The organism is Mesorhizobium sophorae (genome assembly GCF_002270415.1).
Classification (GTDB): domain Bacteria; phylum Pseudomonadota; class Alphaproteobacteria; order Rhizobiales; family Rhizobiaceae; genus Mesorhizobium; species Mesorhizobium sophorae.
Map to the genome: position 1 here is coordinate 803,441 of NZ_NNRI01000007.1, position 22,729 is coordinate 826,169.

Below are 22,729 nucleotides of genomic sequence, written 5' to 3' on the forward strand. Positions count from 1 at the left end.
ACGGGGAGAGGGGCGCTGTCGTCAACGGTTTCGCAATCACCAGCGTTGCGGAGAAGCGCGGGCGTTGCGGTCAGTTCCCTTCTCCCCGTCACTATACGGGGAGAAGGTGCCGGCAGGCGGATGAGGGGCAGCGCCGACCCGACGGTTTCGCTTGTGCCTGATGCAAAATGCCTTATGCGGTGCTTGCGCAAGCCGCGCCGAACGGGTTCTTCTTCCGCCCATCAGAATCGGTGAGAGCGCGATGACCATCAGCACGATCAAGGCAAAAGGCATTTCGGTCTCGCTCGACCTCACGGTCGGCCACATCGCCGACATGGTCGTCGAAAGCGGCGGCCGGAAGCTCAAGCCGCTGCATCGGGCGCCGTGGATCGACGAGCCGCGCGAGACGCTGCCGAAAGACCTGCCCGAGGGCACCGTCCGCCTGTCCGGCGACTTTCTCTGCGCGCCGTTTTCGCGCAGCGATGTCGAGGAGGCGCCGCTGCATGGCTGGCCGGCCAACAGCGCCTGGGATGTCACCGACAGCGCCGCGACCAACGATGGCTGGCGGGCCAGCTTCCGCTTGCGGCACAAGGTGATGGGCGCGACGGTCGACAAGGTCCTGACGCTGCGCGACGACCATCCGTTCCTCTATCAGGAGCATGTGTTTTCCGGCGGCCATGGCGCGATCTCGGTCGCCCACCATCCGATGACGGCGATGACGGGCGGCGGCAGGCTGGCCTTCTCGCCAAAGCGGTTCGCCGCGACGCTGGACGATCCGCTGGAGCCGGACCCCGCACGCGGCCGCTTCATGCTGGCCTATCCGGCGCGGTCCGCCGATCTCAGCCATTTCCCGGCCGCCGGCGGCGGCACGCTCGACCTGACGCAGTACCGCATGGACGACCGTCGCGAGGATTTCGTCACTTTGGTCGAGGCCGACCATGGCGGCCCGGGCTGGACGGCCTTGGCGCGCCAGGCCGAAGGCGATCTGGTGCTGGTGCTGAAGAACCCGGCCGAGCTGCCTATCACCATGCTGTGGCTCAGCAATGGCGGGCGCGACTACGCGCCATGGAGCGGCCGCCATCGCGGCGTGCTCGGCATCGAGGACGGCCGCGCGTCCGTCGGCCATGCCGCCTCGATCGGCGACAACTGGCTGAAGCGCGAAGGGGTGGCGACCGCCTTTGCGCTCGGCGAGGGCATCAGCGTTTCCTTTCGCCATGTCATCGGCGCCATGCCGCTCTCCGGCGGCGAGCCGCCTCGGGCAGTCACCACGGCGAACGGCCGCATGCTGCTGGCGGCCGGCGGCTCGACCCGGGAGGTTCCCTTCGACAACGATTTCCTGCGCATCGGCCAGCCTGTTCCAGGCTGAGTGCGCAGCATCAATGCGGATTTGAAATTTCCGCCGACTGCCGCCAAGATGTGGCCGAAATCATCATGCGGAACATGGTGGATTTGAAGCTCCTGCCAGAGAGAGGCTCTCATGTCCGAAATCGCCCATCTCGCCGCCACCATCTTCAAGCGCGCCGGCAAGGCACGGCGCTTCATCGTTGCCGTTGCCGGTCCGCCGGGCTCCGGCAAGTCGACATTGTCGGCAAGCCTGCATGACCTGCTGCCGGAAGGCGCGGTGGAAGTGGTGCCGATGGACGGCTTCCACTATGACGACGTCGTGCTTGAGCGGCGCGGCCTGCGCGCGCGCAAGGGGGCGCCGGAAACCTTTGACTTTGCCGGCTTCGAAACCTTGCTGAAACGCATCCGCGCCGGTGAACCCGATATTGCCATTCCGGTTTTCGACCGCAGCATGGAACTGTCGCGCGCCGCCGCCTCGATCGTCGCCACCGAGACCAAGTTCATCCTGGTTGAGGGCAATTACCTGCTGCTCGACGAGGAGCCGTGGTCGCGGCTGGCGCCGCTGTTCGATTTCTCGATCTTCGTCGATGTGCCGCGCGACGAGCTCGAGCGCCGCCTGCTCGAGCGCTGGCACGGTCATGGCCGCTCCGACGCGGATGCCCGCGCCTGGATCGCCTCCAACGACATGCCCAACATCGACCGGGTGCTTGCCCGCCGCCGGACCGCCGACCTGGTGATCGGCATTTCGGCGTGATTCTAAGGATTCTTCAAGGGGAACCTTAAGACTTTCAGTCCGTTATCCCACAGGCAATTCTGCCAGAAGAGGGATTCCATCCGATGGCACAAAAGGCAAGAAAACCCGCGCCCGCCAAGGGCAAGGCAACCCAATCGAAGGCAGGCGCCGGTCCGGCGATCGCCGAGCGTTCCAAGGACGCCAAGCCGTCTTTCGGCAAGGCGGCGCCGAAGAAAGTGGTGCCTGCCGCGGCGAAGACCGCGCCCAAGGTGGCAAAGCCCAAAAAGCCGGCAAACACTGGCGATTCGCTGTCGGGCAGCGCCATGCGCACGGTCAAGGCCACGGCCAATGTGGCAGCCGGCGCCGTCGTCGTCGCGGCAAGGGGTGCGGCATCGTTTGCCGCTTCCGTCGTGGGCAGGGGCGGCTCGAAAGCCAAGGCGAAGGCAAAATAGCAGCGTTCTGTCGAGGGCCTGGCCGGCTTTGATTCAGCCCTTCGCCGGGATGGTCAGGCCCTTTTGTACGGCTGGCCTGGCAAGGCCGCGTTCCAGCCATGTCCCGAGATTGCCGAAATCATCGAAGCCGACGAGTTCGCGCGCTTCGTAGAAGCCGATCAGGTTGCGCACCCAGCCGAGCAGCGAGATGTCGGCGATGGTGAAGTCATTGTCCATGATCCACCTGCGGCCCTTCAGCCGGCCGTCGAGCACACCGATCAGGCGCCGCGATTCATCGCGATAGCGCTCCAGCGGGCGCTTGTCGGCAATTTCTCGGCCGGCGAATTTGTGGAAGAAGCCGACCTGGCCGAACATCGGCCCGACCGAGGCCATCTGGAAGAACACCCATTGGATCGTCTCGTAGCGCCGCGCCGCGTCCACCGGCATGAGCAGGCCGGTCTTTTCGGCGAGGTAGAGCAGGATGGCGCCGGATTCGAACAGGCCGATCGGCTTGCCGTCCGGACCGTTCGGATCGATGATCGCCGGTATCTTGCCATTGGGGTTGAGCGACAGGAATTCCGGTGTCCAGCTCTCGTTCTTGCCGATGTTGACCAGATGCGGCTCGTAGGGCAGTCCGAGCTCTTCCAGAGCGATCGATATCTTCACCCCATTGGGCGTCGTGGCCGAATAGAGCTGGATCTGGTCCGGATGCCTGGCTGGCCAGCGCGTTGCGATCGGAAAGGCGGACAGGTCGGCCATGGAAAACTCCTGAACGGGGATGGCGCCGGGCGACGCTGGTTTTGGCGGGTTCAGCCAAGGATTTAGGCGGACCGCCGATTCTGATCAATATGGCGGCGACAGTTTCGCTGCGCCATTACCTTCGGTGTCCGAAGCACGTCCGTCATCAGGATGTCGGCAACGGGCGCGTGACATAGCGAACGTCGCGATCCGTGCTATATCTGGGCAGTTGGGGGGCTCGATGAACGACACCGACTACGCGCTGGGACATGCAGAGGCGGAGTTGCGCCGCCTCAGCACCCAGGCACGGTTGATCGATCCGATCACGCGTCGCTTTCTGGAAGCTGCCGGAATCACCAAAGGTATGCGCATCCTCGATATTGGCAGCGGCGCCGGCGATGTCGCGTTTCTCTGTGGCGAACTGGTTGGGCCGACTGGAGAAGTTGTGGGTACCGACCTTGCCCTTGCAGCCGTCGAAAGGGCGGAGCTGCGCGCCAGGAATGCCGGGTCAGGCACAATCTCCTTCAGACACGGCGATCCGGCTGAACTGAATTTTGACGAACCCTTCGATGCGATCGTTGGTCGCTACGTTCTCCAATTCATGCCCGATCCAGCACAGTCGCTCCGACGGATCGCCCGTCATTTGCGGCCTGGTGGGGTCGTCGTATTCCACGAACTTGACTGGGATGGCGCTCGTTCGTCGCCCCCGTCGCCGACATACGATAAGGTATGCGGGTGGCTCAGCCGTACAATCGAGGGGGCGGGAGCGCAGGTGCGCCTTGGTGCCCGACTTGCCTCTCTGTTTGAAGAGGCTGGTCTACCCTCGCCTGTCCTGAGGCTGGAGGCGGTCATCTCGTCAGGGCCACGGGCAGTTGACGTTGTACACCTTGTGACCGATCTCGTGGAAACACAATTGCCGACCATGGAGCGGCTAGGGATCGCAGCAGCTTCGCAGGTCGAGCCCCTTACACTCGCTGACCGCATCCTGTCGGAGGTCGGTGCCGACGGCACGTTGATGGGGCGATCGGAGATAGGTGCCTGGACCACGAGGCCGGAGTGAACGCACGCGTCGTCGTGCGATGGCCGCTCTGCAACCTCCTCCAGACGGTCTTCCAGCAGCACAGCATCGGGCAGACGCAACCGCCCGGATAGGCCGGGATCGCCTGCGGCCGGTCGAGACCGGGTGGGATCAAACCGCCTTGAAGGCCAGCACCGCATTGGTGCCGCCGAACGCGAAGCCATTGCTGATCGCCGTGCGCACCTTGCGTTCACGCGCCACGTTCGGCGTGATGTCGAGGTCGCAATCGGGATCGGCTTCGCGAAAATTGGCCGTCGGCGGCACCATGCCTTCACGGATCGCCATCACGCAGGCGATCATCTCCAGCGCGCCCGATGCGCCAAGGCAATGGGCATGCATGGATTTGGTCGACGACACCGACAGTTTGTAGGCATGGTCGCCGAAGACGCGCTTGATCGCCGCCGTCTCGATCTGGTCGTTGGCCTTGGTGCCGGTGCCATGGGCATTGAGATAGTCGACATCCTCGGGATTGAACCCGGCGTCGGCCAGGCAGGCGCGCATGGCGGCCGTCGGTCCTTCGATGGTTGGCGCGACGATGTCGGACGCGTCGGCGGAAAGGCCGGCGCCGGCAATTTCGGCAAGGATGGTGGCGCCGCGCGCCATGGCATGTTCGTAGCTCTCCAGCACCGCCATGCCGGCGCCCTCGCCGAGCGACAGGCCCTGGCGATCAGCCGAGAATGGCCGGCAGGTGTCGGGCGCTAGCACCCGCAATGCCTCCCAGCCCTTCAGGATGCCCCAGACCAGCGGCGCATCGGTGCCGCCGGCGACCATCACGTCGGCGCGGCCGAGCCTGATCTGGTCAACGGCCGAGGCGATGGCATGGTTGGACGACGAGCAAGCGGAGGTGACGCCGAAAACCGGACCGCGCAGGCCGAGACTCATGCTGACCTGGCCGGAGGCCGCACTGGGCATCACTTTCGGCACGGTGAAGATGCCGGCGCGGTTCTTGCCCTCGATCAGGATGGCGCGGTAGTTTTCCTCGATCGCTTCCCAGCCGCAAACACCGACGCCGACGACGGTGCCCATCCGGTAGGTGGTGGCTTCGTCCGAGGCCAGACCGGCCTGCTGCATAGCCTCCCTGGCCGCGATCACCGCCAGCAGGCTGAAACGGTCCATCGACACCAATTGCTTGCGGTCGATGCCGTGATCGGGAAGCGTCTTGATTTCGCAACCGACCTTGACCTTCAGATCATGCAACTGCGGACTGCTGATCTGGCCGATGGCCGAGCGGCCGGCGCGCATTTCATTCCAGATCGCGGGCGCGTTGGTGCCAAGCCCGCAAATACCGCCCATGCCGGTGATGACGACGCGCTGCTGCATTCAGGTCAGTCTTTTTTCGCGATCAGCGCGCGAACAGCTTCGACCATGTCGCCGACATTCTTCAGATTGCTCCAGGCATCGACCGTGTTCATCTCGATCTCGATGCCATAATCTTCCTCGAGATCGAAGATGATCTCCGTCAGCTCGAGCGAATGGATACCAAGCGAGGTCAATTCAGTGTTGGTGGTGATTTCTTCGCCGCCCGGCTCGGCATGAGCCTTGATCTTCGCGATGATATCCGTTGCCAGCTGGTCGGCCATTCGGTTTCTTCCCCACTATGTCGCGTTTCCCGGCGCCAATTGAGCAGCGCCCCTTTTTCTCCCGGTATCTAGCCGCCGTCTTCGCTCTATACCCCCGCCAAGCGCTGCATGACCGTACCAAGGTGGTTCCCTCTATAGAAACCGAAACGTTGTCAAGCAACAAGCTATATCAGGCCATGGATCGACAAAGGCGCCGGAGTGCTTAACGTGCTGGCATGGATAAGATCGAACATGGCAGGATTTCGACGCAGCGCGCCGCGGGCGCGGCTCGGCTTTCCTGCGCCGTCGTCGACGGTCGCACGCGGCTGCGGCGCCTCTATCAGGACGGTGCCGCCAAGATAAGGATGCCGGCGGTCTCGGCCGATCCGCTCGAAGCGGTGCTGATCAACACCGCCGGCGGGATGACCGGCGGTGACCGTATCGCCTGGGACGTGGATGTCGGTGCGGCGGCCTCGGCCTCGATCACGACCCAGGCCTGCGAGAAAATCTATCGGGCGGCATCCGACCATGCCGAGGTGCGGGTGAAACTATCGGTCAGTGAAAACGGCCGCATCGCCTGGCTGCCGCAGGAAACCATCGTCTTCGACCAGGCGGCGTTTGCCCGCACGCTGGACGTCGAGCTTGCCGTCGGCGCCGAGGCGCTGGTGCTGGAGGCCACGGTCTTCGGCCGCCTGGCCATGGGCGAACACGTCACGAAAGGCAATTTCCATGACCGCTGGCGTGTCCGCCAGGACGGCGAGCTCATTCATGCCGAGGATTTCCGCATCGGACCCGATATCGCGGCCACGCTCGACCGACCGGCGATTGCCGGTGGCGCGGTCGCGATGGCGACGCTGCTGTTGGTGTCGCCGCGGGCCGAGGCCCTGCTCGATCCGGTTCTGGAGATCGTCAGCGACCAGGGCAGCGCCAGTGCCTGGAGCGTGAGGAAATCTGGCAAGCTTCTTGCGAGGCTCTACGCCGGGGACGGCTATCGGCTCCGCCAGCGGCTGGTTCCGCTGGTCGAATTGCTCAACGGAAAGGCGGGGTTGCCCAAATTATGGTCACTGTAAGTCTGTCTATGCCAGTCCAGGGAAGCGCATGAACCTGACACCGAGGGAAAAGGACAAGCTGCTGATCGCCATGGCGGCGATCGTGGCGCGCAAGCGGCTCGAACGCGGCGTCAAGCTCAATCATCCGGAAGCGATCGCGCTGATCACGGATTTCGTCGTCGAGGGCGCCCGTGACGGCCGCCCGGTCGCCGAGTTGATGGAGGCCGGCGCCTACGTCGTCACCCGCGCGCAGGTGATGCAAGGCATCGCCGAGATGATCCCTGACGTGCAGGTCGAGGCGACATTCCCCGACGGCACCAAACTGGTGACCGTGCACGAACCCATCAGGTGAGGAGAGAAAAAGATGCTTGAGCTGCGTCCCAATTGCGAATGCTGTGACAAGGACCTGCCGCCGGAGGCGGCGGACGCGCTGATCTGCACCTTCGAATGCACCTTTTGCGCCGACTGCGTGGAACACATCTTGGGCGGCACCTGCCCCAATTGCGGCGGCAATTTTTCGGCGCGGCCGATCCGCCCGCCGGCGATGCTGAAGAAATATCCCGCCTCGACCAAGCGCGTTCTCAAAGCTGAAGGGTGCGGGCCCCGCAAGGCCGCGTGACACCACCACCCCGCAAACGAAAGGCAATAGAATGATGTCCGCCAAACGCCTGTGCCTGTCGGCGATCCTGCTGCTGGCAGCAGTCATGCCGGCCTATGCCCATGTCGGCATCGGCACGACCTCCTCCTTCACGGCCGGCTTCATGCACCCGTTCTCCGGCCTCGATCACATGACGGTGATGATCGCGGTCGGCCTGTGGGCGTCGCTCAAGGGCGGCAAGGCAATCTCGGCCTGGCCGGCGGCTTTTGTCGGCGTGATGCTGGTCGGCGGCGGGCTCGGCATGCTGCATATGCCGCTGCCGTTCGTCGAACCCGGCATATTGGCGTCCGTCGTGGCGCTCGGGCTGCTGGTGGCACTGGCAGTCGATCTGCCGGTCTCGGCCGGCGTCGCCATCATTGGCCTGTTCGCGCTGTTCCACGGCCACGCGCATGGCACCGAGGTGCCGGAAAATGCCGGCGGGCTGGAATATATAGCCGGCTTCGCCATCGCGACAGCGCTGCTGCATGCCACCGGCATCGCTGCCGGGCTCGGGCTTGGCATCAGGTTCCGTGGCCTGGCCCGCGCCGCCGGCGCGGGCTGCACGGCGGTCGGTGCCGGCCTCGCCTTCGGCATGTTGTGAGGCACGATGATCCCCGGCGAAATCATCCCCAAGGACGGTGACATCGAACTCAACAAGGGCTTGCCGACCGTCACCCTGAAAGTGGCCAACAGCGGCGACCGGCCGATCCAGGTCGGCAGCCACTATCATTTCTTCGAGACCAATGAGGGGCTGAGGTTCGAGCGCGACCGCGCGCGCGGCATGCGCCTCGACATCGCCGCCGGCACAGCCATGCGTTTCGAGCCTGGCCAGGAGCGCGACGTGACGCTGGTGCCGCTTGGCGGCAAGCGCGAGGTCTACGGATTTCAGCAGAAGGTGATGGGCAGGCTGTGAGATCGATGGCGTCTCATGCATGTCGCCCAAGAATGACTGGCGCTTTCGACTCAGTCCGACGGCTTGGCCGCAGCGTAGATGACGATCTTTCCAGGATCGTCGAATTCGACGGCGAGGACGTCCTGTGCAAGCACGCGCCGCGACTCGATGGCGTTGAACAGCAGCGCGTTGGCCTCGATCTCCTTGCGCAATTCCGCAATGTCGTCCTGATGCTGTTTGACCTTGCTCTCGATCACCGGCGGCGGGCCGCCTTCGCTACGCGCCGCATCGGTGAGGAGCACGATCTCGACCTTGTCGAGCTTGGACGTCTTGCGCACCGTGCCGATGTTTTCGCGCGTCCGGTCGATCGCCGTGTTGACGTTGCGGGCTTCGGCGGTGGCGCTGGCTTCTTCCTGCTTGACGTCCGAGCCGACGATACGGTTGACGGTCTCCGGGCTTTCAAGGCCCTGCGCATTCAACGTGGCGTGGGGCAGGCTCGCCGACAGAAACGCAGCCGCTGCAATGGCATGCAACCATCGGGCGTCGGGCAGGGTGGTGATGGTCATCGCTCGCTTTCGAGATTTGTTTCGACACTCAAAAGGCGAAACGAATCCAGCCCTGCCAAGGTTCCTTTACCTCTGCAGGCGGCGGGCCGGACGCCGGCCCGCCGCGCCGCGTCATCAGCTCGCCTTCTTGGTGATCAGGGTCAGCGCGCCATTGGGCTGCATGCTGGCGGCCACGACCTGTGCCGAGCTGAGCCCCTTGGCTTCGAGCGCGGACTTCACCTTTGGCGTGGCGTCGATCGAGCTGCGCAATTTCTGCAGGCCGGCGTCGCCACGCTGGGCGATCACCTGGTTGACCTGCGTCTGGGTGTCCTTCGGCAGCTCCGTGATGTCGACGATGTTGACGCTCTGGATCGTCGGAACGGCAGGCTGAGCCTTGGGCGCGGCCGGGGCAGGCGTGGTCGGCGCCGGAGCGGGCTGTTGCGCGGGTTGCTGCTGGGCATTGGCGGCGCCCGCCAGCATCAGCGTGGCGGCGGCTGCAATCAATATCGTCTTGCGCATGGATTTTCCTTCCATCGATTTGGCAAACGGTCGGTTTGGGGTGACGCCCTAACCTCAACCGTCAAATCGGATGAGAAGGTGTCGGCCAGCGGGTCATTGCGTGACCATTGGATGGCGACAATGTGCAGCCAGGCTTCAATCAAATCGCATTTCGGCAAACCACATTTCGGGAGCAATCGCTGATGGCCAGAGTTACCCGCGCCGCCTATGCGCAGATGTATGGCCCGACCGTCGGCGACCGCGTGCGGCTTGCCGACACCGAGCTGTTCATCGAGGTCGAGAAAGATCTCACCACCCATGGCGAGGAGGTGAAATTCGGCGGCGGCAAGGTGATCCGCGACGGCATGGGCCAGAGCCAGGTGTCACGCGCGCAAGGCGCGGTCGACACCGTCATCACCAATGCGCTGGTGGTGGATGCCAGCGCCGGCATCTTCAAGGCCGATATCGGTCTGCGCGACGGCCGCATCGCGGCAATCGGCAAGGCTGGCAATCCGGACATGCAGCATGGCGTCACCATCATCATCGGCCCCGGCACCGAGATCATTGCCGCCGAGGGCAAGATCCTGACCGCCGGCGGCTTCGACGCGCATATCCATTTCATCTGCCCGCAGCAGATCGAGGAAGCGCTGATGAGCGGCATCACCACCATGCTCGGCGGCGGCACCGGCCCGGCCCACGGCACACTGGCCACCACCTGCACGCCGGGGCCATGGCACATGGCCCGCATGATCCAGTCCTTTGACGCCTTCCCCATGAACATCGGCCTGTCGGGCAAGGGCAACGCTTCGCTGCCTGCGGCACTCGAGGAAATGGTGCTCGGCGGCGCCTGTTCGCTGAAGCTGCACGAGGACTGGGGCACGACGCCGGCGGCCATCGACTGCTGCCTGTCGGTTGCCGACGATTACGACGTGCAGGTGATGATCCATACCGACACGCTGAACGAGTCCGGCTTCGTCGAGAACACGGTGGCGGCGATCAAGGGCCGGACCATCCATGCCTTCCACACCGAGGGTGCCGGCGGCGGCCATGCGCCTGATATCATCAAGGTCTGCGGCCTGCCCAACGTCATTCCGTCCTCGACCAATCCGACCCGGCCCTACACGGTCAACACGCTCTCCGAGCATCTCGACATGCTGATGGTCTGCCATCATCTGTCGCCGTCGATCCCCGAGGACATCGCCTTCGCCGAAAGCCGCATCCGCAAGGAGACCATCGCGGCGGAAGACATTTTGCACGACATCGGCGCGTTCTCGATCATCTCGTCGGACAGCCAGGCCATGGGGCGCGTCGGCGAGGTGGCGATCCGCACCTGGCAGACCGCCGACAAGATGAAGCGCCAGCGCGGCGCGCTGCCGCAGGAGACCGGCAACAACGACAATTTCCGCGTTCGCCGCTACATCGCCAAATACACGATCAATCCGGCCATCGCGCATGGGCTGTCCAGGGATATCGGCTCGATCGCGGTCGGCAAGCGCGCCGACCTAGTGCTGTGGAACCCGGCCTTCTTCGGCGTCAAGCCGGATATGGTGCTGATCGGCGGCATGATCACTGCTGCCCCAATGGGCGATCCCAACGCCTCGATCCCGACACCGCAGCCGATGCACTACCGGCCGATGTTCGGCGCCTATGGCAAGGCCAGGAGCAACTCGTCGGTGACCTTCGTCTCCAAGGCGGCGCTCGAGACGGGGCTGCATGGCAGGCTCGGTGTCGACAAGCAGTTCGTCGCCGTCGAGAACACCCGTGGCGGCATTGGCAAGCATTCGATGGTGCTCAACGACGCCATGCCGCACATCGAGGTCGATCCCGAGACCTATGAGGTCCGCGCCGACGGCGAGTTGCTGGCCTGCGAGCCGGCGACAGTGCTGCCGATGGCGCAGCGGTATTTTCTGTTCTGATGCGGAATTGGCTAGCGAGCCGACGGGTGCAATATCCGTTGCGGCCCCTGGTGGGACGCAGCAATATGCGGCCGACGAACAGCTCCGTTGTAATCAAGCATGGCCACCGAAATCGCTTCCGCCCACGACATCTTCCCGCATATCCGCATCGTCATGGGCATGGTGATCGGGCTTGGCGTCGCCCGCCTGCTGTCGGGGGTGGCGCGCATCGTCCAGCATCCCGCCCAGTACCGGCTCTATCCCGTGCACCTGGCCTGGGTCGCCTCGGTGCTTCTGATGCTGGTGCATTTCTGGTGGTGGGAGTTCGGCCTCTACACCATCGAGACCTGGACCTTCGGCAAGTACCTGTTCATCATCTTCTATGCGATCACGCTGTTCCTGCTCTGCGCGCTTTTGTTTCCGGATTCGATGCTGGACTACACCAGCTACGAGGATTTCTTCTATTCGCGCCGGGCCTGGTTCTTCGGCCTGCTGGCGGCGACCTATCTGCTCGACGTGATCGACACACTGCTAAAGGGCCCGGAGCATTTTGCCCGCTTCGGCAACGAATATCTGTTCCGCACGCCTGTCTTCGTCGCGCTGTGCATCGCCGCGATCCTGGTGCGCGATCGACGTTTCCACATCGCCTTTGTCGCGGCCGCGCTCGTCTATCAGATATCGTTCATCCTGCGGCTCTTCGACACGATCGTTTGACTACAGCGCCGCGCGCCTTTCCGACGCGCAAAGGACGCTGTAGCACTTTGACAAGCGCCCATTGGGATGAAGTGAGGGATGGTCTAAGGCTTCCAGGGAAAGGCAGGTTTGCGCATGTACAAGGCCGTCGGATCGCGTGGATCCCGGGTCAGCCGCGTTCTCTGGATGCTCGAGGAGCTCGGGCAGCCCTATGAATTCGTCGAGGTCAAACTGCGCTCACCGGAAGCCTATGCGCTGAACCCTTCGGGCAAGGTGCCGATCCTGATCGACGGCGATTTCACGGTGACGGATTCGGCGGCGATCTGCGTCTATCTCGCCGACAAGCACGCCGACAAGGGCATGGGCGCCAATCCGGGCGTTGCCGGGCGTGCAGAGATGGATTCCTGGATGCATTTTGCCCAGAGCGAGTTTGAAGCGCCGTTGTGGAACAAGCTGCGCCATCGCTTCCTGCTGCCGAAGGAGGTGCGGGTCGATGTCGGCCCGGCGGCGGCTTACGACTTCGCGTCCGAGCTCAAGGCTCTGGACCGTCGGCTGGGCGACAGGCCGTTCGCACTGGGCGACCGGTTTTCGGCCGTCGACGTGCTGCTCGGCGACATGGGCGGCTGGGCGCGCGCCGGCCGGTTTCCAATCGAATCCGAGCGCGTCAACGCATATTTCGACCGCGTCTTGGCGCGGCCCGCCCGTGCAAGGGCGCAGGCTAATGGGGGATCCATGAAATGAAGCTCGACATCCGCACTGACTTCACCAAATTTCCCCGCGCCGTCTCGGTGCTGACCGCCGGCAATGCCGGGACCACGGCACCCTCCGGCCGCGCCATTCTCGCCCATGACGAGCGGCATCTGCGCCGCAGGGCGATCGAACTTGCCGACGGCAGCAAGGTGCTGGTCGACCTGCCCGAGCCCGTCGCCCTGAACGATGGCGACCGGCTGGTGCTGGAGGATGGCCGCCACATCGAGATCATCGCGGCACCGGAAGATGTCTACGACATCCGCGCTCGCGACGGCGTGCATCTGGCCGAGCTCGCCTGGCATATCGGCAACCGTCATCTCGCCGCGAGCATCGAGGCCGGGCGCATCCTCATCCTGCGCGACCATGTCATCAAGGCGATGCTGGAGGGGCTGGGCGCCACGGTGTCCGACGTCTCTGAGCCGTTCAAGCCGGTGCGCGGCGCCTATTCCGGCCACGGTGGGCACAGCCATGACCACGGCCATGCGCACGCCGAGGCCCACGCACACAGCCATGGTGAAGCGCATAGCCATAGCGAATCGCATTCTCATTCGCACAGCGGCCACCATCACGATCATGACTGACCAGCCTTCGAACATTGCTCTGCTGCGATTGATGGCGTGGCTGTCGCCGGCCTTTCCGGTCGGCGGTTTTTCCTACAGCCATGGTCTCGAACGCGCGGTGCATGATGGGCTGATCGTCGATACGAAAACCCTCGCCGGGTGGCTGGAAACGCTGGTCGAGATGGGCTCCGGCTGGAACGATGCGGTGCTGTTCGCCGAGAGCTGGCGCCGCGCACGCCACAGCGGCGACCTCGATGAAACAGCGACACTCGCCGAAGCGCTGGCCGGCTCGCGCGAACGCCACACCGAGACCATGCTGCAAGGTGCGGCCTTCCTCAAGGCGGCGGCAGCCTGGCCCAGCCCCGTGCTGGAGCGCTTGCCGGCCGAATGCGCCTATTGCGTCGCTGTCGGCGCCATCGCAGGCGGCAATGCGATTGCGCTTCAGGATGCGCTGTCCGCCTTCCTGCAAACCTTCTTCTCCAACCTCGTCCAGGCCGCGATCCGGCTCGGCATCGTTGGTCAGAGCAAGGCCACCGCGCTGCTTGCCGGCTTCGAGCCGCTGGCATTGTCGACAGCCGGCCGCGCCGCGCGCTCGGCATTGGACGATCTCGGCGGCTGCGCCCTTGTCTCCGAAATCATGGCGATGAGACACGAAACCCAGTATTCGCGGTTGTTCCGTTCATGATTTTTCTCGCCTTCGCGCTATCGTTTGTCCTGCTGCTGATCACGGCGCTGCATGTCTATTGGGGCATCGGCGGCACCTGGCCGGGCCGGGATGCGGCCTCTTGCGCCCATGCCGTCGTCGGCTTTCGCGGCGTCGATGAGATGCCGACCCCTTTCGCCAGTTTCGCCGTTGCCGCGTGCCTTGCCCTGGCGACACTGTGGCCGATGGCGCTTGAAGGGGTATTTGCCTCGCCCTTCCCCAGGGAGGGCCTCGCCGCCACCTCGCTGCTCATCGGGCTGGTGTTCCTGGGGCGCGGCATTGCCGGCTTCACGCCATGGTGGCGGCGGCTGGCACCGGAACAGCCTTTCGCGCGGCTCGACCTGCGCTACTACTCGCCGCTGTGCCTGTTGATCGGGCTCGGCTTTGCCATCCTCGCCATCACGGAGTTTCCCGCATGACACAGAAAAATGGCCCACTGCGCGTCGGCATTGGCGGTCCGGTCGGTTCGGGCAAGACGACGCTGACCGAAAAGCTGTGCAAGGCGCTGCGCGACGAATTCTCGATCGCCGTGGTGACCAACGACATCTACACCAAGGAAGACGCCATGATGCTGGCCCGGCTGCAGGCGCTGCCCGAGGATCGCATCATGGGTGTCGAGACCGGTGGCTGTCCGCATACCGCGATCCGTGAGGATGCCTCGATCAATCTGCAGGCGATCGCCGAGATGAACAAGAAATTCCCCGATCTCGATATCGTCTTCATCGAATCCGGCGGCGACAACCTCGCCGCCACCTTCTCGCCTGATCTCGCCGACCTGACGCTCTATGTCATCTCGGTCTGCCAGGGCGAGGAGATCCCGCGCAAGGGCGGGCCGGCGATCACCCGCTCCGATTTCCTGGTCATCAACAAGAGCGATCTGGCGCCCTATGTGAACGTCAATCTCGATGTCATGGAGAGCGACGCCGGCCGCATGCGCGGCAAGCGGCCGTTCGGCTTCACCGACCTGTCGCGCGGCAAGGGTCTGCGGGAGGTCATCGACTTCATCGTCGAGCACGGCGGCCTGCGGGCCGGAGCTGCTGCCAGCACGGCGGCGTAGGCAAAGACATCGGCGTCGGTCCCTGCACCAAGCGAAAGCGGTTGCGAGCCTCGGCTGGTCGCGGCATTCTCGCCAAAACTGGAGGATTTTCGATGAGCATCGCCCGCCTGCAAAAGGAAACGCTGACCAACCTGCCCTTCTATGAGGAGCGTGTCGATCTCGCCTGCGCCTTTCGCTGGACGGCGCGGCTCAACATGCACGAGGCTGTGGCCAACCATTTCTCGCTGGCGGTCAACGACGACGGCACGCAGTTCCTGATGAACCCCAACCAGGTGCATTTCTCGCGCATCAAGGCGAGCGACCTGCTGCTGATCGACGCCAACGATCCCGACACGCTCTCGGGGCCGAACGCGCCCGACCCGACCGCGTGGGGGCTGCATGGCGCCATCCATCGCAACGTCCGCCACGCGCGCTGCGTCATACATGTGCATTCCATCCACGCCACGGTGCTGGCATCGCTCGCCGACTCTCGCCTGCCGCCGATCGACCAGAACTCGGCGATGTTCTTCAACCGCCATGTCGTCGATGCCCACTATGGCGGGCTGGCCTTCGAGGAGGAGGGCGAACGCTGCTCGCAGCTCCTCGTCGATCCCAAGGTCAAGGTGATGGTGATGGGCAATCACGGCGTGCTGGTCATCGGCGACACGGTCGCCGATGCCTTCAACCGCATGTTCTATTTCGAGCGTGCCGCGGAGACCTACATCAAGGCGCTGTGGACCGGCCGCCCGCTGCGCACGCTGTCCGATGCGATCGCCGAGAAGACGGCAAGCGAGATGGACGACTATCCCGGTCAGGCCGAACGCCACCTCAGCGAGTTGAAGGCGATCCTGGACGAGCAGGAACCGGTCTACCGCAACTGAGCACCACGGGTTCTTGGCTGGCGCCTGTTTCGTCGTGAGAAGAATTTTCAGCGTCGCTCCGCCCCTCATTGCTCTGCCGGGCATTTCTCCCCGTATGGTGACGGGGAGAAAGGTCGCTGTCACAGACGGTTTCACCAATCATCAACGTTGAAGAAAGAGCACCAAGGTGTGGCAAGTCCCTTCTCCCCGTCACTATACGGGGAGAAGGTGGCGGCAGCCGGATGAGGGGCGGCGCCGACGTTCGTGAGTTCGATCAGAGAGCCAGCTCTTTCCGCAATTCCTCGGCGCTGTTGATGACGATAGCACCGGGCGGGCCTTCCATCGGCTTTTCCGGCCAGAAGATCGTCGTCATGCCTGCCGCCAGCCCCGCCATGGCGCCCGGCCAGCTGTCGTCGATCGCTATCGCCTCAGCAGGAGCGACGCCAGCGAGATACGCGGCGCGCAGGAAGGGTTCGGCGTGCGGCTTGCCCTCGCGCACATCGTTGCGGCTGATCGTCTTCATGCCGGGATAGGTCAGCCCGACCATGCGAAGGTTGGCGTCGACGATCATGCGGTCCGAATTCGACACCACGGCTTGCGCCACGCCCCTTGCCCGCAAGTCGTTGAAGATCTCGATCGCACCGGGGCGCGGCTGCAAGCGCTCGACCAGCGGAAGATAGTGCTCGTATTTGCGGATGATCCAGTCGTCGAACGGCAGGTCCAGGCCGAACTCGTCGCGCATCATCTCATAGACCGGCCAGGCGGCTACGCCGAGCACGCGCTCATGCAGGTCGACCGGCGGGACTAGGCCGACATTGCGCATCGCCGCCACCAAAGCGGCCTCGTGCAGCGGTTCGCTGTCGACCAGCGTGCCGTCCATATCCCAGAAAACCGCTTTCGGCGTCATGCAAGGCTCCTTTTTGCGATCCCTTAAAGGGTTTACGCAGGGAGATAAACCTTCCCGATCGCAGAACGTGCCGCATGTCGGAACTGAACCCGAAGGTCCTTCTCCGGCGTAAGCCTCGCCGGAGGAGGAAATTTGCGTGCCGTGTGCGCCGAGGGCTGCAAGCAATTGCCCTCGAGATTGACAATTGCGCAGCGGCCCGTTCCCTGCAAGAGTAGAAGCGGACCGCGCTCATGACCGGCGGTTTCGGGAGGCAGGACGTGAATACCCGGCAGGATGGCGGCAGCAACAGGCTGGACGACGCGGCACGCGCCGGCTGGCTTTATTATGTTGCCGGCAACACGCAGGACCAGATCGCCACCACGCTCGGCATTTCGCGGCAGACGGCGCAGCGGCTGGTGTCGCTGGCGGTGTCGGAAGGCTTGATCAAGGTCCGCGTCGACCATCCGATCGCCAACTGCCTCGAACTGGCGGCGCGGTTGAGATCTCGCTTTGCGTTCGACTTGGTCGAGGTGGTGCCGAGCGATCCCAATTCATCGTCCACCACCATCGGCATCGCCGAGGCGGCCGCGGCCGAGATCGAGCGCCGGCTGCGCTCGCCGACCCCAATCGTCATGGCGATCGGCACCGGCCGCACGCTGAAAGCGGCGATAGAACAGCTGCCGCCGATGGAATGCCCGCAGCACAAGGTGGTGTCCTTGACCGGGAACATCTCGCCGGACGGCTCGGCTGCCTTCTACAACGTCATCTTCACCATGGCCGACAGGGTCAAGGCGCGATCCTTCCCGATGCCGCTGCCGGTCATCGCCTCTTCGCCGGAGGAGCGCGAGATGCTGCTCAACCAGCCGATGATCCAGCCGACGCTGGCGCTGGCCGCCGAGGCCGACGTCACCTTCATCGGCATTGGCGATCTCGGTCCCAAGGCGCCTCTCTATGAGGACGGCTTCATTTCCGAAAGTGAACTGAAGGCGCTACAGAAGGCCGGCGGAATCGCCGAAATCGTCGGCTGGGTCTACGATCGCGAAGGCCGCATGATCGAGGGCATCACCAACGACCGGGTGTCGTCGGCTTCGCTGCCATCGCGCGAAAAATCACTGGTGATTGCACTGGCGATGGGCGAACGCAAACTGCCGGGTATCCTGGCGGCGGCCAACCGGCGGCTGATCAATGGCCTCATCACCGACGAGCGGACGGCGGCTGCCCTGCTGGCCAGCGTCTAACCGGGCTGCCGTCGATCGCAGACGCCGGCGCGACTGATTTCGGATAAAGCCAGCCGGGCTATTTGCCCCGCCCGAAAGGGTCGTTGCCGTCGAGGAAGCCGACGTCGCGCTGCAGATGCGGCGACAGGTCCCTGATGTCGAGATGCGTCCGTTTTCTGATTGCGAACCAGCCCAATCCGTCCGTGAGCCACGAAATCCAGCGATGATCCGGAGCGGGAGTGCACTTTTGCTGCGCCATGGTCATGATCGTCAACCTTCGCTATCCTGAACCCGAATGAATGGTTGACCCTGAATGTCGGTCTTGCAGGCCGGCTTTGCCAATCGAACATCTGTTATGACCCATAAGGAGGTTTTATGCCTGACCTCAGCTCGCGACAGCTCTCCCAACTCCCGCCGCTGCAAGCGATCAGGGTGTTCGACGCGGTGGCGCGGCATCTTTCCTTCACCAAGGCCGCCGAGGAGCTCGCCATGACGCAGGCGGCGGTCAGCTATCAGATCAAGGTGCTGGAGGAGCGCGTCGGCGCACCGCTGTTCCTGCGCCGGCCGCGGCAGATTGTGTTGACCGAGGCCGGACAGCGCCTTGCCCCGGGGGTCAGCGAAGCCTTTGCCCTTCTTGGCCAGGCCTACGCCGCGGCGCGTGGCGGTGCCGACGGACTGCTGTGCGTCACCACGGTGCTGACCTTTGCCTCGAACTGGCTGGCGCACCATCTGGGCTCGTTCCAGATCGCTCATCCCTCCCTTGCCGTTCGGCTCGAGACGTCAAGCCGCCTGACGGACTTCGCCCGCGAGGATGTCGATCTAGCCATCCGTTCGGGCGGCGGCAAATGGCCGGGACTGGAAGCCTACAAGCTGCTCGATGCCGATTTCACGCCGATGCTGAGCCCGAAACTCGCGGCGACCATCGGCGGCGTCAAAGAGCCGGCCGACCTGTTGCGGCTGCCGATCCTCGATCCCGGCGACATCTGGTGGACCGAGTGGTTTTCGGCTGCCGGCGTGAACTCGCACGACCTTGCCAAACGGCCCGGCAGCAGCATGGGCGCGCAGGCCTATGAGGCCAATGCAGCCATCGCCGGCCATGGCGTGGCGATCCTAACCCGGGCGCTGTTCAAGGCGGAACTCGCCGACGGCCGCCTGATCCAGCCTTTCGACCTGGTGGGCGACGATGGCCATGCCTATTGGCTGGTCTATCCCCAGGCGCGCCGCAACGTGCCGAAGATCCGCGCCTTCCGCGACTGGCTGCTGGCCGAAATCGCCTGCTGACCGGCAAGTCCTCCGGCAAGCCAATCCTGCCCTGTCGCCTGAATGCCCAGGACCGGCGCAGTCGGCTCGGCAATTTCCACGCACCCATGGCCCCGTCGATACCGCTGAGTGCTGCGCTGCAGCATCGAATCCGGCTTGACATAATTGACGTCAGGTGAGTAATTGCTCAAAGCCAAGGCAAATGCTCATCTTGGTTCATGGGAGGAATTTGATGAAACTTCGCACGCTCACCCTGGGCTTGTTGTCGGCCAGCGCTCTTGCCTTCGCCGCACATGCCGAATCCATCACCATCGCCACCGTCAACAATGGCGATATGGTCCGCATGCAAAAGCTGACGGAAGACTTCACCAAGGCTAACCCCGACATCCAGCTCAACTGGGTCACGCTCGAAGAAAATGTGCTGCGCGAGCGTGTCACCACCGACATCGCCACCAAGGGCGGCCAGTATGACGTGATGACGATCGGCACCTATGAAGTTCCGATCTGGGCCAAGCAGAGCTGGCTTCTGCCGCTCGACAAGCTCGGCGACGACTATGACGCCAAGGACATCATCCCGGCCATCGCCGGCGGTCTTTCGGTTGACGGCAAGCTCTATGCAGCGCCTTTCTACGGCGAGAGCTCCTTCGTCATGTACCGCAAGGACCTGATGGACAAGGCCGGGCTGAAGATGCCCGACGCGCCGACCTGGGACTTCATCAAGCAGGCCGCCGACAAGATGACCGACCGCGCCAATGGCGTGAACGGCGTCTGCCTGCGCGGCAAGGCCGGCTGGGGCGAGAATATGGCCTTCCTGACCGCCATGTCGAACTCCTTCGGCGCACGCTGGTTCGACGAGAACTGGAAGCCGCAGTTCGACCAGCCCGAATGGAAGAACACCCTGCAGTTCTATGTCGACCTGATGAAGGCCGACGGTCCTGAGGGCGCATCGTCCAACGGCTTCAACGAAAACCTGGCGCTGTTCCAGCAGGGCAAGTGCGGCATGTGGATCGACGCCACGGTCGCCGCATCCTTCGTATCGGACCCGAAGAACTCGACCGTCGCCGACAAGGTCGGTTATGCGCTGGCGCCCGACAATGGCCTAGGCAAGCGCGGCAACTGGCTGTGGGCCTGGTCGCTGGCCATTCCCGCCGGCACGCAGAAGGCAGATGCCGCCGAGAAGTTCGTTTCCTGGGCAACCAGTAAGCACTATGCCGACCTGGTGGCCTCGAAGGAAGGCTGGGCCAATGCTCCTCCCGGCACGCGCTCCTCGCTCTACGCCAATGCCGAGTACCAGAAGGCGGCTCCGTTCGCCAAGATGACGCTGGACTCGATCAATGCCGCCGACCCGACGCATCCGACCGTCAAGCCGGTGCCCTATGTCGGCGTGCAGTTTGTCGCCATCCCTGAATTCCAGGGCCTTGGCACCACTGTCGGCCAGCTGTTCTCGGCGGCTCTTGCCGGCCAGTCGAGCGTCGACGATGCCCTGAAGCAGGCCCAGGACGCTGCCACCGCGGCAATGACCGAAGGCGGGTATATCAAGTAGGCTCCTCCCGGTGCCGAATGCCGGTCGCCTCCTTGACCGGCAACGGCCGCCCGAGTCCCAGTTCGGGCGGCCGCCTTTAACGCCTTTTGAAAATTCCGTCTGACCATTGAAGGGTGACCGTCATGGCTACTCAGCAGACCCGTTCGCTTGCCCGTTTCATGATGGCGCCATCTGTCGTGCTCCTGCTGGTCTGGATGGTTGTTCCACTGGCGCTCACGCTGTGGTTCTCCTTCCAGCAGTACAACCCGCTCAATCCGATCCGCGACGGGTTCGTCGGCTTCTCGAACTACGCGCTGTTCTATTCCAACCCAGCCTTCCTGCAATCGATCCTCAACACGCTTACGCTGGTGATCAGCGTGCTGTTGATCACGGTGATCGGCGGCATCCTGCTGGCGCTTTTGATCGATCAGCCGATGTGGGGCCAAGGCATTGTCCGCATCCTCGTCATCTCGCCGTTCTTCGTCATGCCGCCAGTGGCCGCATTGGTGTGGAAGAACATGATCATGCACCCGCAATACGGGATTTTTGCCGACATAGCGCGCTTCTTCGGCGCCCAGCCGATCGACTGGTTCGGGCAGCATCCGATGACGGCGATCATCATCATCGTCGCCTGGCAATGGCTGCCCTTTGCGACGCTCATCCTGTTGACCGCGCTGCAGTCGCTCGACGGCGAGCAGAAGGAAGCCGCCGAGATGGACGGCGCCGGCTTCATCAGCCGCTTCATCCATCTGACGCTGCCGCACATGTCGCGCGCCATCACCGTCGTCATCCTGATCCAGACGATCTTCCTTTTGTCGGTCTATGCCGAGATCCTCGTCACCACCAATGGTGGCCCTGGATACGCCTCCACCAACCTGCCCTTCCTGGTCTACCAGAAGGCCTTGCTGGAGTTCAAAATCGGCCAGGCATCCGCCGGCGGCATCATCGCTGTCATTCTCGCCAATATCGTTGCCTTCTTCGCCATGCGCGCCGTCGGCAAGAACCTGGACAAGTAAGGGAGATTGAGATGGCACGTGCAGTCACCACCCAGCACAAGACAATCGCGACCGTTGCCGCCTGGATCGTCGCGCTGCTGATCTTCTTCCCGATCCTCTATACGATCATCACCTCGTTCAAGTCGGAGCAGGAAGCGATCCAGGGCTTCAACCTGATCCCGTCAGGGACGTTCGAGAGTTACACTGAAGTCCAGGCGCAGAGCGGCTACTTCAAGTTCTTCTTCAACTCGGTGCTGCTCTCGGTCGGCTCGACCATCCTGGCTCTGCTGGTCGCCATTCCGGCGGCATGGTCGATGGCTTTCTCGCCGACCAAGCGGACCAAGGACATCCTGATGTGGATGCTGTCCACCAAGATGATGCCGGCGGTCGCCGTGCTGTTCCCGATCTACCTGATCTTCCGCAACTTCGGGCTGCTCGACAGCCGCGTCGGCCTGATGGTCATGCTGATGCTGATCAACCTACCGATCGTGGTGTGGATGCTCTACACCTACTTCCGCGAAATCCCGGGCGAGATCCTGGAAGCGGCGCGCATGGACGGCGCTTCGCTGTGGAACGAGATCGTCTATGTGCTGACGCCCATGGCAGTGCCGGGCATCGCCTCGACCATGCTGTTGAACATCATCCTGGCCTGGAACGAGGCATTCTGGACGATCCGGCTGACCACCACGGACGCCGCACCCCTGACCGCCTTCATCAGCTCGTTCTCCAGCCCGCAAGGCCTGTTCTGGGCCAAGCTTTCGGCCGCCTCGACGCTGGCCATCGCCCCAATCCTGATCATGGGCTGGTTCAGCCAGAAGCAGCTGGTGCGCGGCCTGACATTTGGTGCGGTGAAGTAACAGAAATTGCCT

General features: G+C 63.7%; 29 protein-coding genes. 22 read left to right on the forward strand and 7 right to left on the reverse strand.

The features are described from left to right. The first annotated feature begins 241 nt into the window (after window positions 1-241). The 3 genes from CGZ66_RS08235 to CGZ66_RS08245 all read left to right on the forward strand — a co-directional run bounded on the left by CGZ66_RS08235 (window position 242) and on the right by CGZ66_RS08245 (window position 2,508). A complete protein-coding gene (locus tag CGZ66_RS08235) occupies window positions 242-1,345 on the forward strand; it encodes a hypothetical protein (protein WP_095083319.1) in 1,104 nt (367 codons plus the stop codon). A gap of 111 nt (window positions 1,346-1,456) precedes the next feature. Next, the gene (locus CGZ66_RS08240; protein ID WP_095083322.1) at window positions 1,457-2,077 is read left to right on the forward strand and encodes a nucleoside triphosphate hydrolase; all 621 of its coding nucleotides are present in this window, start codon (window positions 1,457-1,459) and stop codon (window positions 2,075-2,077) included. Between the two features lie 83 nt (window positions 2,078-2,160). Further along, window positions 2,161-2,508, forward strand: coding sequence for a hypothetical protein (locus CGZ66_RS08245; protein WP_095083324.1), 348 nt, complete (start codon window positions 2,161-2,163; stop codon window positions 2,506-2,508). Window positions 2,509-2,541: 33 nt separating this feature from the next. Here the strand turns inward: CGZ66_RS08245 and CGZ66_RS08250 are convergent, their stop codons facing one another. Continuing rightward, window positions 2,542-3,246 carry a glutathione S-transferase family protein gene (locus tag CGZ66_RS08250; protein WP_095083327.1) on the reverse strand — a complete coding sequence of 235 codons (705 nt, stop codon included), beginning with the start codon at window positions 3,244-3,246 and terminating at the stop codon, window positions 2,542-2,544. A 220-nt stretch (window positions 3,247-3,466) separates the two neighbouring features. On the opposite strand from CGZ66_RS08250, the gene CGZ66_RS08255 reads away from it, so the two are divergent. After that, window positions 3,467-4,285 (forward strand): class I SAM-dependent methyltransferase, encoded by an 819-nt coding sequence (locus CGZ66_RS08255; protein ID WP_095083329.1) that lies wholly within the window; start codon window positions 3,467-3,469, stop codon window positions 4,283-4,285. 129 nt (window positions 4,286-4,414) lie between these two features. Here the strand turns inward: CGZ66_RS08255 and CGZ66_RS08260 are convergent, their stop codons facing one another. Next, window positions 4,415-5,623 (reverse strand): beta-ketoacyl-[acyl-carrier-protein] synthase family protein, encoded by a 1,209-nt coding sequence (locus CGZ66_RS08260; RefSeq protein ID WP_095083332.1) that lies wholly within the window; start codon window positions 5,621-5,623, stop codon window positions 4,415-4,417. 5 nt (window positions 5,624-5,628) lie between these two features. Continuing rightward, window positions 5,629-5,883: an acyl carrier protein gene (locus CGZ66_RS08265; RefSeq protein WP_095083334.1), complete on the reverse strand. Its 255-nt coding sequence runs from the start codon at window positions 5,881-5,883 to the stop codon at window positions 5,629-5,631. A gap of 215 nt (window positions 5,884-6,098) precedes the next feature. Between CGZ66_RS08265 and CGZ66_RS08270 the strand changes: the two genes are divergently transcribed. From CGZ66_RS08270 to CGZ66_RS08290, 5 genes are read left to right on the forward strand one after another with little or no spacing between them, the layout of a single operon-like run. Next, the gene (locus CGZ66_RS08270) at window positions 6,099-6,932 is read left to right on the forward strand and encodes an urease accessory protein UreD (RefSeq protein WP_095083336.1); all 834 of its coding nucleotides are present in this window, start codon (window positions 6,099-6,101) and stop codon (window positions 6,930-6,932) included. A gap of 28 nt (window positions 6,933-6,960) precedes the next feature. Further along, window positions 6,961-7,263 carry an urease subunit gamma gene (locus tag CGZ66_RS08275; RefSeq protein WP_095083338.1) on the forward strand — a complete coding sequence of 101 codons (303 nt, stop codon included), beginning with the start codon at window positions 6,961-6,963 and terminating at the stop codon, window positions 7,261-7,263. A gap of 12 nt (window positions 7,264-7,275) precedes the next feature. Further along, a complete protein-coding gene (locus CGZ66_RS08280) occupies window positions 7,276-7,530 on the forward strand; it encodes a DUF1272 domain-containing protein (RefSeq protein WP_095083341.1) in 255 nt (84 codons plus the stop codon). A 31-nt stretch (window positions 7,531-7,561) separates the two neighbouring features. Beyond that, window positions 7,562-8,149, forward strand: a complete 588-nt coding sequence (locus CGZ66_RS08285; RefSeq protein ID WP_095083344.1) for a HupE/UreJ family protein — start codon at window positions 7,562-7,564, stop codon at window positions 8,147-8,149. A 6-nt stretch (window positions 8,150-8,155) separates the two neighbouring features. Further along, a complete protein-coding gene (locus tag CGZ66_RS08290; RefSeq protein WP_095083346.1) occupies window positions 8,156-8,461 on the forward strand; it encodes an urease subunit beta in 306 nt (101 codons plus the stop codon). Between the two features lie 50 nt (window positions 8,462-8,511). Here CGZ66_RS08290 and CGZ66_RS08295 read toward each other — a convergent pair whose 3' ends face one another. Continuing rightward, window positions 8,512-9,006, reverse strand: coding sequence for a hypothetical protein (locus tag CGZ66_RS08295; RefSeq protein ID WP_095083348.1), 495 nt, complete (start codon window positions 9,004-9,006; stop codon window positions 8,512-8,514). 114 nt (window positions 9,007-9,120) lie between these two features. Continuing rightward, window positions 9,121-9,504: a hypothetical protein gene (locus tag CGZ66_RS08300; protein WP_095084327.1), complete on the reverse strand. Its 384-nt coding sequence runs from the start codon at window positions 9,502-9,504 to the stop codon at window positions 9,121-9,123. A gap of 179 nt (window positions 9,505-9,683) precedes the next feature. On the opposite strand from CGZ66_RS08300, the gene ureC reads away from it, so the two are divergent. From ureC to CGZ66_RS08340, 8 genes are all read left to right on the forward strand, one after another. Then, complete coding sequence (gene ureC / locus CGZ66_RS08305) at window positions 9,684-11,399, forward strand: urease subunit alpha (protein WP_167392077.1); 1,716 nt, start codon at window positions 9,684-9,686, stop codon at window positions 11,397-11,399. Between the two features lie 99 nt (window positions 11,400-11,498). Then, window positions 11,499-12,092, forward strand: coding sequence for a hypothetical protein (locus tag CGZ66_RS08310; RefSeq protein ID WP_095083350.1), 594 nt, complete (start codon window positions 11,499-11,501; stop codon window positions 12,090-12,092). 114 nt (window positions 12,093-12,206) lie between these two features. Then, on the forward strand, window positions 12,207-12,812 hold the full coding sequence (locus CGZ66_RS08315) for a glutathione S-transferase family protein (RefSeq protein ID WP_095083352.1): 606 nt from the start codon (window positions 12,207-12,209) through the stop codon (window positions 12,810-12,812). Next, entirely contained in the window at window positions 12,809-13,402 is a 594-nt protein-coding gene (gene ureE, locus CGZ66_RS08320; RefSeq protein WP_095083354.1) for an urease accessory protein UreE, read from the forward strand. Before CGZ66_RS08315 ends, ureE begins: the two co-directional genes overlap by 4 nt. Continuing rightward, entirely contained in the window at window positions 13,395-14,066 is a 672-nt protein-coding gene (locus tag CGZ66_RS08325) for an urease accessory protein UreF (RefSeq protein WP_167392035.1), read from the forward strand. The genes ureE and CGZ66_RS08325 overlap by 8 nt, the downstream gene beginning before the upstream one ends. Continuing rightward, a complete protein-coding gene (locus CGZ66_RS08330; RefSeq protein ID WP_095083356.1) occupies window positions 14,063-14,503 on the forward strand; it encodes a DUF3995 domain-containing protein in 441 nt (146 codons plus the stop codon). The genes CGZ66_RS08325 and CGZ66_RS08330 overlap by 4 nt, the downstream gene beginning before the upstream one ends. Next, complete coding sequence (gene ureG, locus CGZ66_RS08335) at window positions 14,500-15,141, forward strand: urease accessory protein UreG (protein ID WP_095083358.1); 642 nt, start codon at window positions 14,500-14,502, stop codon at window positions 15,139-15,141. Before CGZ66_RS08330 ends, ureG begins: the two co-directional genes overlap by 4 nt. Window positions 15,142-15,233: 92 nt before the next feature. Then, the gene (locus tag CGZ66_RS08340) at window positions 15,234-16,001 is read left to right on the forward strand and encodes a class II aldolase and adducin N-terminal domain-containing protein (protein WP_095083360.1); all 768 of its coding nucleotides are present in this window, start codon (window positions 15,234-15,236) and stop codon (window positions 15,999-16,001) included. A 253-nt stretch (window positions 16,002-16,254) separates the two neighbouring features. Here the strand turns inward: CGZ66_RS08340 and CGZ66_RS08345 are convergent, their stop codons facing one another. Beyond that, complete coding sequence (locus CGZ66_RS08345) at window positions 16,255-16,887, reverse strand: HAD family hydrolase (RefSeq protein ID WP_095083362.1); 633 nt, start codon at window positions 16,885-16,887, stop codon at window positions 16,255-16,257. Between the two features lie 257 nt (window positions 16,888-17,144). Here CGZ66_RS08345 and CGZ66_RS08350 point away from each other — a divergent pair, with 257 nt between their 5' ends. After that, window positions 17,145-18,104: a sugar-binding transcriptional regulator gene (locus tag CGZ66_RS08350; RefSeq protein ID WP_095084330.1), complete on the forward strand. Its 960-nt coding sequence runs from the start codon at window positions 17,145-17,147 to the stop codon at window positions 18,102-18,104. A gap of 58 nt (window positions 18,105-18,162) precedes the next feature. On the opposite strand, the gene CGZ66_RS08355 is transcribed toward CGZ66_RS08350, so the two are convergent. Further along, on the reverse strand, window positions 18,163-18,348 hold the full coding sequence (locus CGZ66_RS08355) for a hypothetical protein (RefSeq protein WP_095084331.1): 186 nt from the start codon (window positions 18,346-18,348) through the stop codon (window positions 18,163-18,165). 110 nt (window positions 18,349-18,458) lie between these two features. On the opposite strand from CGZ66_RS08355, the gene gcvA reads away from it, so the two are divergent. The 4 genes from gcvA (at window position 18,459) to CGZ66_RS08375 (ending at window position 22,717) form a co-directional block, all read left to right on the forward strand. Then, complete coding sequence (gcvA, locus tag CGZ66_RS08360; RefSeq protein ID WP_095083364.1) at window positions 18,459-19,364, forward strand: transcriptional regulator GcvA; 906 nt, start codon at window positions 18,459-18,461, stop codon at window positions 19,362-19,364. A 211-nt stretch (window positions 19,365-19,575) separates the two neighbouring features. Next, window positions 19,576-20,886 carry an ABC transporter substrate-binding protein gene (locus CGZ66_RS08365; RefSeq protein WP_095083366.1) on the forward strand — a complete coding sequence of 437 codons (1,311 nt, stop codon included), beginning with the start codon at window positions 19,576-19,578 and terminating at the stop codon, window positions 20,884-20,886. Between the two features lie 122 nt (window positions 20,887-21,008). Next, window positions 21,009-21,881, forward strand: a complete 873-nt coding sequence (locus CGZ66_RS08370) for a carbohydrate ABC transporter permease (protein ID WP_095083368.1) — start codon at window positions 21,009-21,011, stop codon at window positions 21,879-21,881. An 11-nt stretch (window positions 21,882-21,892) separates the two neighbouring features. Then, window positions 21,893-22,717 carry a carbohydrate ABC transporter permease gene (locus CGZ66_RS08375; RefSeq protein WP_095083370.1) on the forward strand — a complete coding sequence of 275 codons (825 nt, stop codon included), beginning with the start codon at window positions 21,893-21,895 and terminating at the stop codon, window positions 22,715-22,717. Window positions 22,718-22,729: the final 12 nt, after the last annotated feature.

Bases quoted from the DNA above. Each gene is read 5' to 3' on its own strand.
- CGZ66_RS08235 (WP_095083319.1), top strand. From the start codon at position 242: ATGACCATCAGCACGATCAAGGCAAAAGGCATTTCGGTCTCGCTCGAC.
- CGZ66_RS08240 (WP_095083322.1), top strand. From the start codon at position 1,457: ATGTCCGAAATCGCCCATCTCGCCGCCACCATCTTCAAGCGCGCCGGC.
- CGZ66_RS08245 (WP_095083324.1), top strand. From the start codon at position 2,161: ATGGCACAAAAGGCAAGAAAACCCGCGCCCGCCAAGGGCAAGGCAACC.
- CGZ66_RS08250 (WP_095083327.1), bottom strand. From the start codon at position 3,246: ATGGCCGACCTGTCCGCCTTTCCGATCGCAACGCGCTGGCCAGCCAGG.
- CGZ66_RS08255 (WP_095083329.1), top strand. From the start codon at position 3,467: ATGAACGACACCGACTACGCGCTGGGACATGCAGAGGCGGAGTTGCGC.
- CGZ66_RS08260 (WP_095083332.1), bottom strand. From the start codon at position 5,623: ATGCAGCAGCGCGTCGTCATCACCGGCATGGGCGGTATTTGCGGGCTT.
- CGZ66_RS08265 (WP_095083334.1), bottom strand. From the start codon at position 5,883: ATGGCCGACCAGCTGGCAACGGATATCATCGCGAAGATCAAGGCTCAT.
- CGZ66_RS08270 (WP_095083336.1), top strand. From the start codon at position 6,099: ATGGATAAGATCGAACATGGCAGGATTTCGACGCAGCGCGCCGCGGGC.
- CGZ66_RS08275 (WP_095083338.1), top strand. From the start codon at position 6,961: ATGAACCTGACACCGAGGGAAAAGGACAAGCTGCTGATCGCCATGGCG.
- CGZ66_RS08280 (WP_095083341.1), top strand. From the start codon at position 7,276: ATGCTTGAGCTGCGTCCCAATTGCGAATGCTGTGACAAGGACCTGCCG.
- CGZ66_RS08285 (WP_095083344.1), top strand. From the start codon at position 7,562: ATGATGTCCGCCAAACGCCTGTGCCTGTCGGCGATCCTGCTGCTGGCA.
- CGZ66_RS08290 (WP_095083346.1), top strand. From the start codon at position 8,156: ATGATCCCCGGCGAAATCATCCCCAAGGACGGTGACATCGAACTCAAC.
- CGZ66_RS08295 (WP_095083348.1), bottom strand. From the start codon at position 9,006: ATGACCATCACCACCCTGCCCGACGCCCGATGGTTGCATGCCATTGCA.
- CGZ66_RS08300 (WP_095084327.1), bottom strand. From the start codon at position 9,504: ATGCGCAAGACGATATTGATTGCAGCCGCCGCCACGCTGATGCTGGCG.
- CGZ66_RS08310 (WP_095083350.1), top strand. From the start codon at position 11,499: ATGGCCACCGAAATCGCTTCCGCCCACGACATCTTCCCGCATATCCGC.
- CGZ66_RS08315 (WP_095083352.1), top strand. From the start codon at position 12,207: ATGTACAAGGCCGTCGGATCGCGTGGATCCCGGGTCAGCCGCGTTCTC.
- ureE (WP_095083354.1), top strand. From the start codon at position 12,809: ATGAAGCTCGACATCCGCACTGACTTCACCAAATTTCCCCGCGCCGTC.
- CGZ66_RS08325 (WP_167392035.1), top strand. From the start codon at position 13,395: ATGACTGACCAGCCTTCGAACATTGCTCTGCTGCGATTGATGGCGTGG.
- CGZ66_RS08330 (WP_095083356.1), top strand. From the start codon at position 14,063: ATGATTTTTCTCGCCTTCGCGCTATCGTTTGTCCTGCTGCTGATCACG.
- ureG (WP_095083358.1), top strand. From the start codon at position 14,500: ATGACACAGAAAAATGGCCCACTGCGCGTCGGCATTGGCGGTCCGGTC.
- CGZ66_RS08340 (WP_095083360.1), top strand. From the start codon at position 15,234: ATGAGCATCGCCCGCCTGCAAAAGGAAACGCTGACCAACCTGCCCTTC.
- CGZ66_RS08345 (WP_095083362.1), bottom strand. From the start codon at position 16,887: ATGACGCCGAAAGCGGTTTTCTGGGATATGGACGGCACGCTGGTCGAC.
- CGZ66_RS08355 (WP_095084331.1), bottom strand. From the start codon at position 18,348: ATGACCATGGCGCAGCAAAAGTGCACTCCCGCTCCGGATCATCGCTGG.
- gcvA (WP_095083364.1), top strand. From the start codon at position 18,459: ATGCCTGACCTCAGCTCGCGACAGCTCTCCCAACTCCCGCCGCTGCAA.
- CGZ66_RS08365 (WP_095083366.1), top strand. From the start codon at position 19,576: ATGAAACTTCGCACGCTCACCCTGGGCTTGTTGTCGGCCAGCGCTCTT.
- CGZ66_RS08370 (WP_095083368.1), top strand. From the start codon at position 21,009: ATGGCTACTCAGCAGACCCGTTCGCTTGCCCGTTTCATGATGGCGCCA.
- CGZ66_RS08375 (WP_095083370.1), top strand. From the start codon at position 21,893: ATGGCACGTGCAGTCACCACCCAGCACAAGACAATCGCGACCGTTGCC.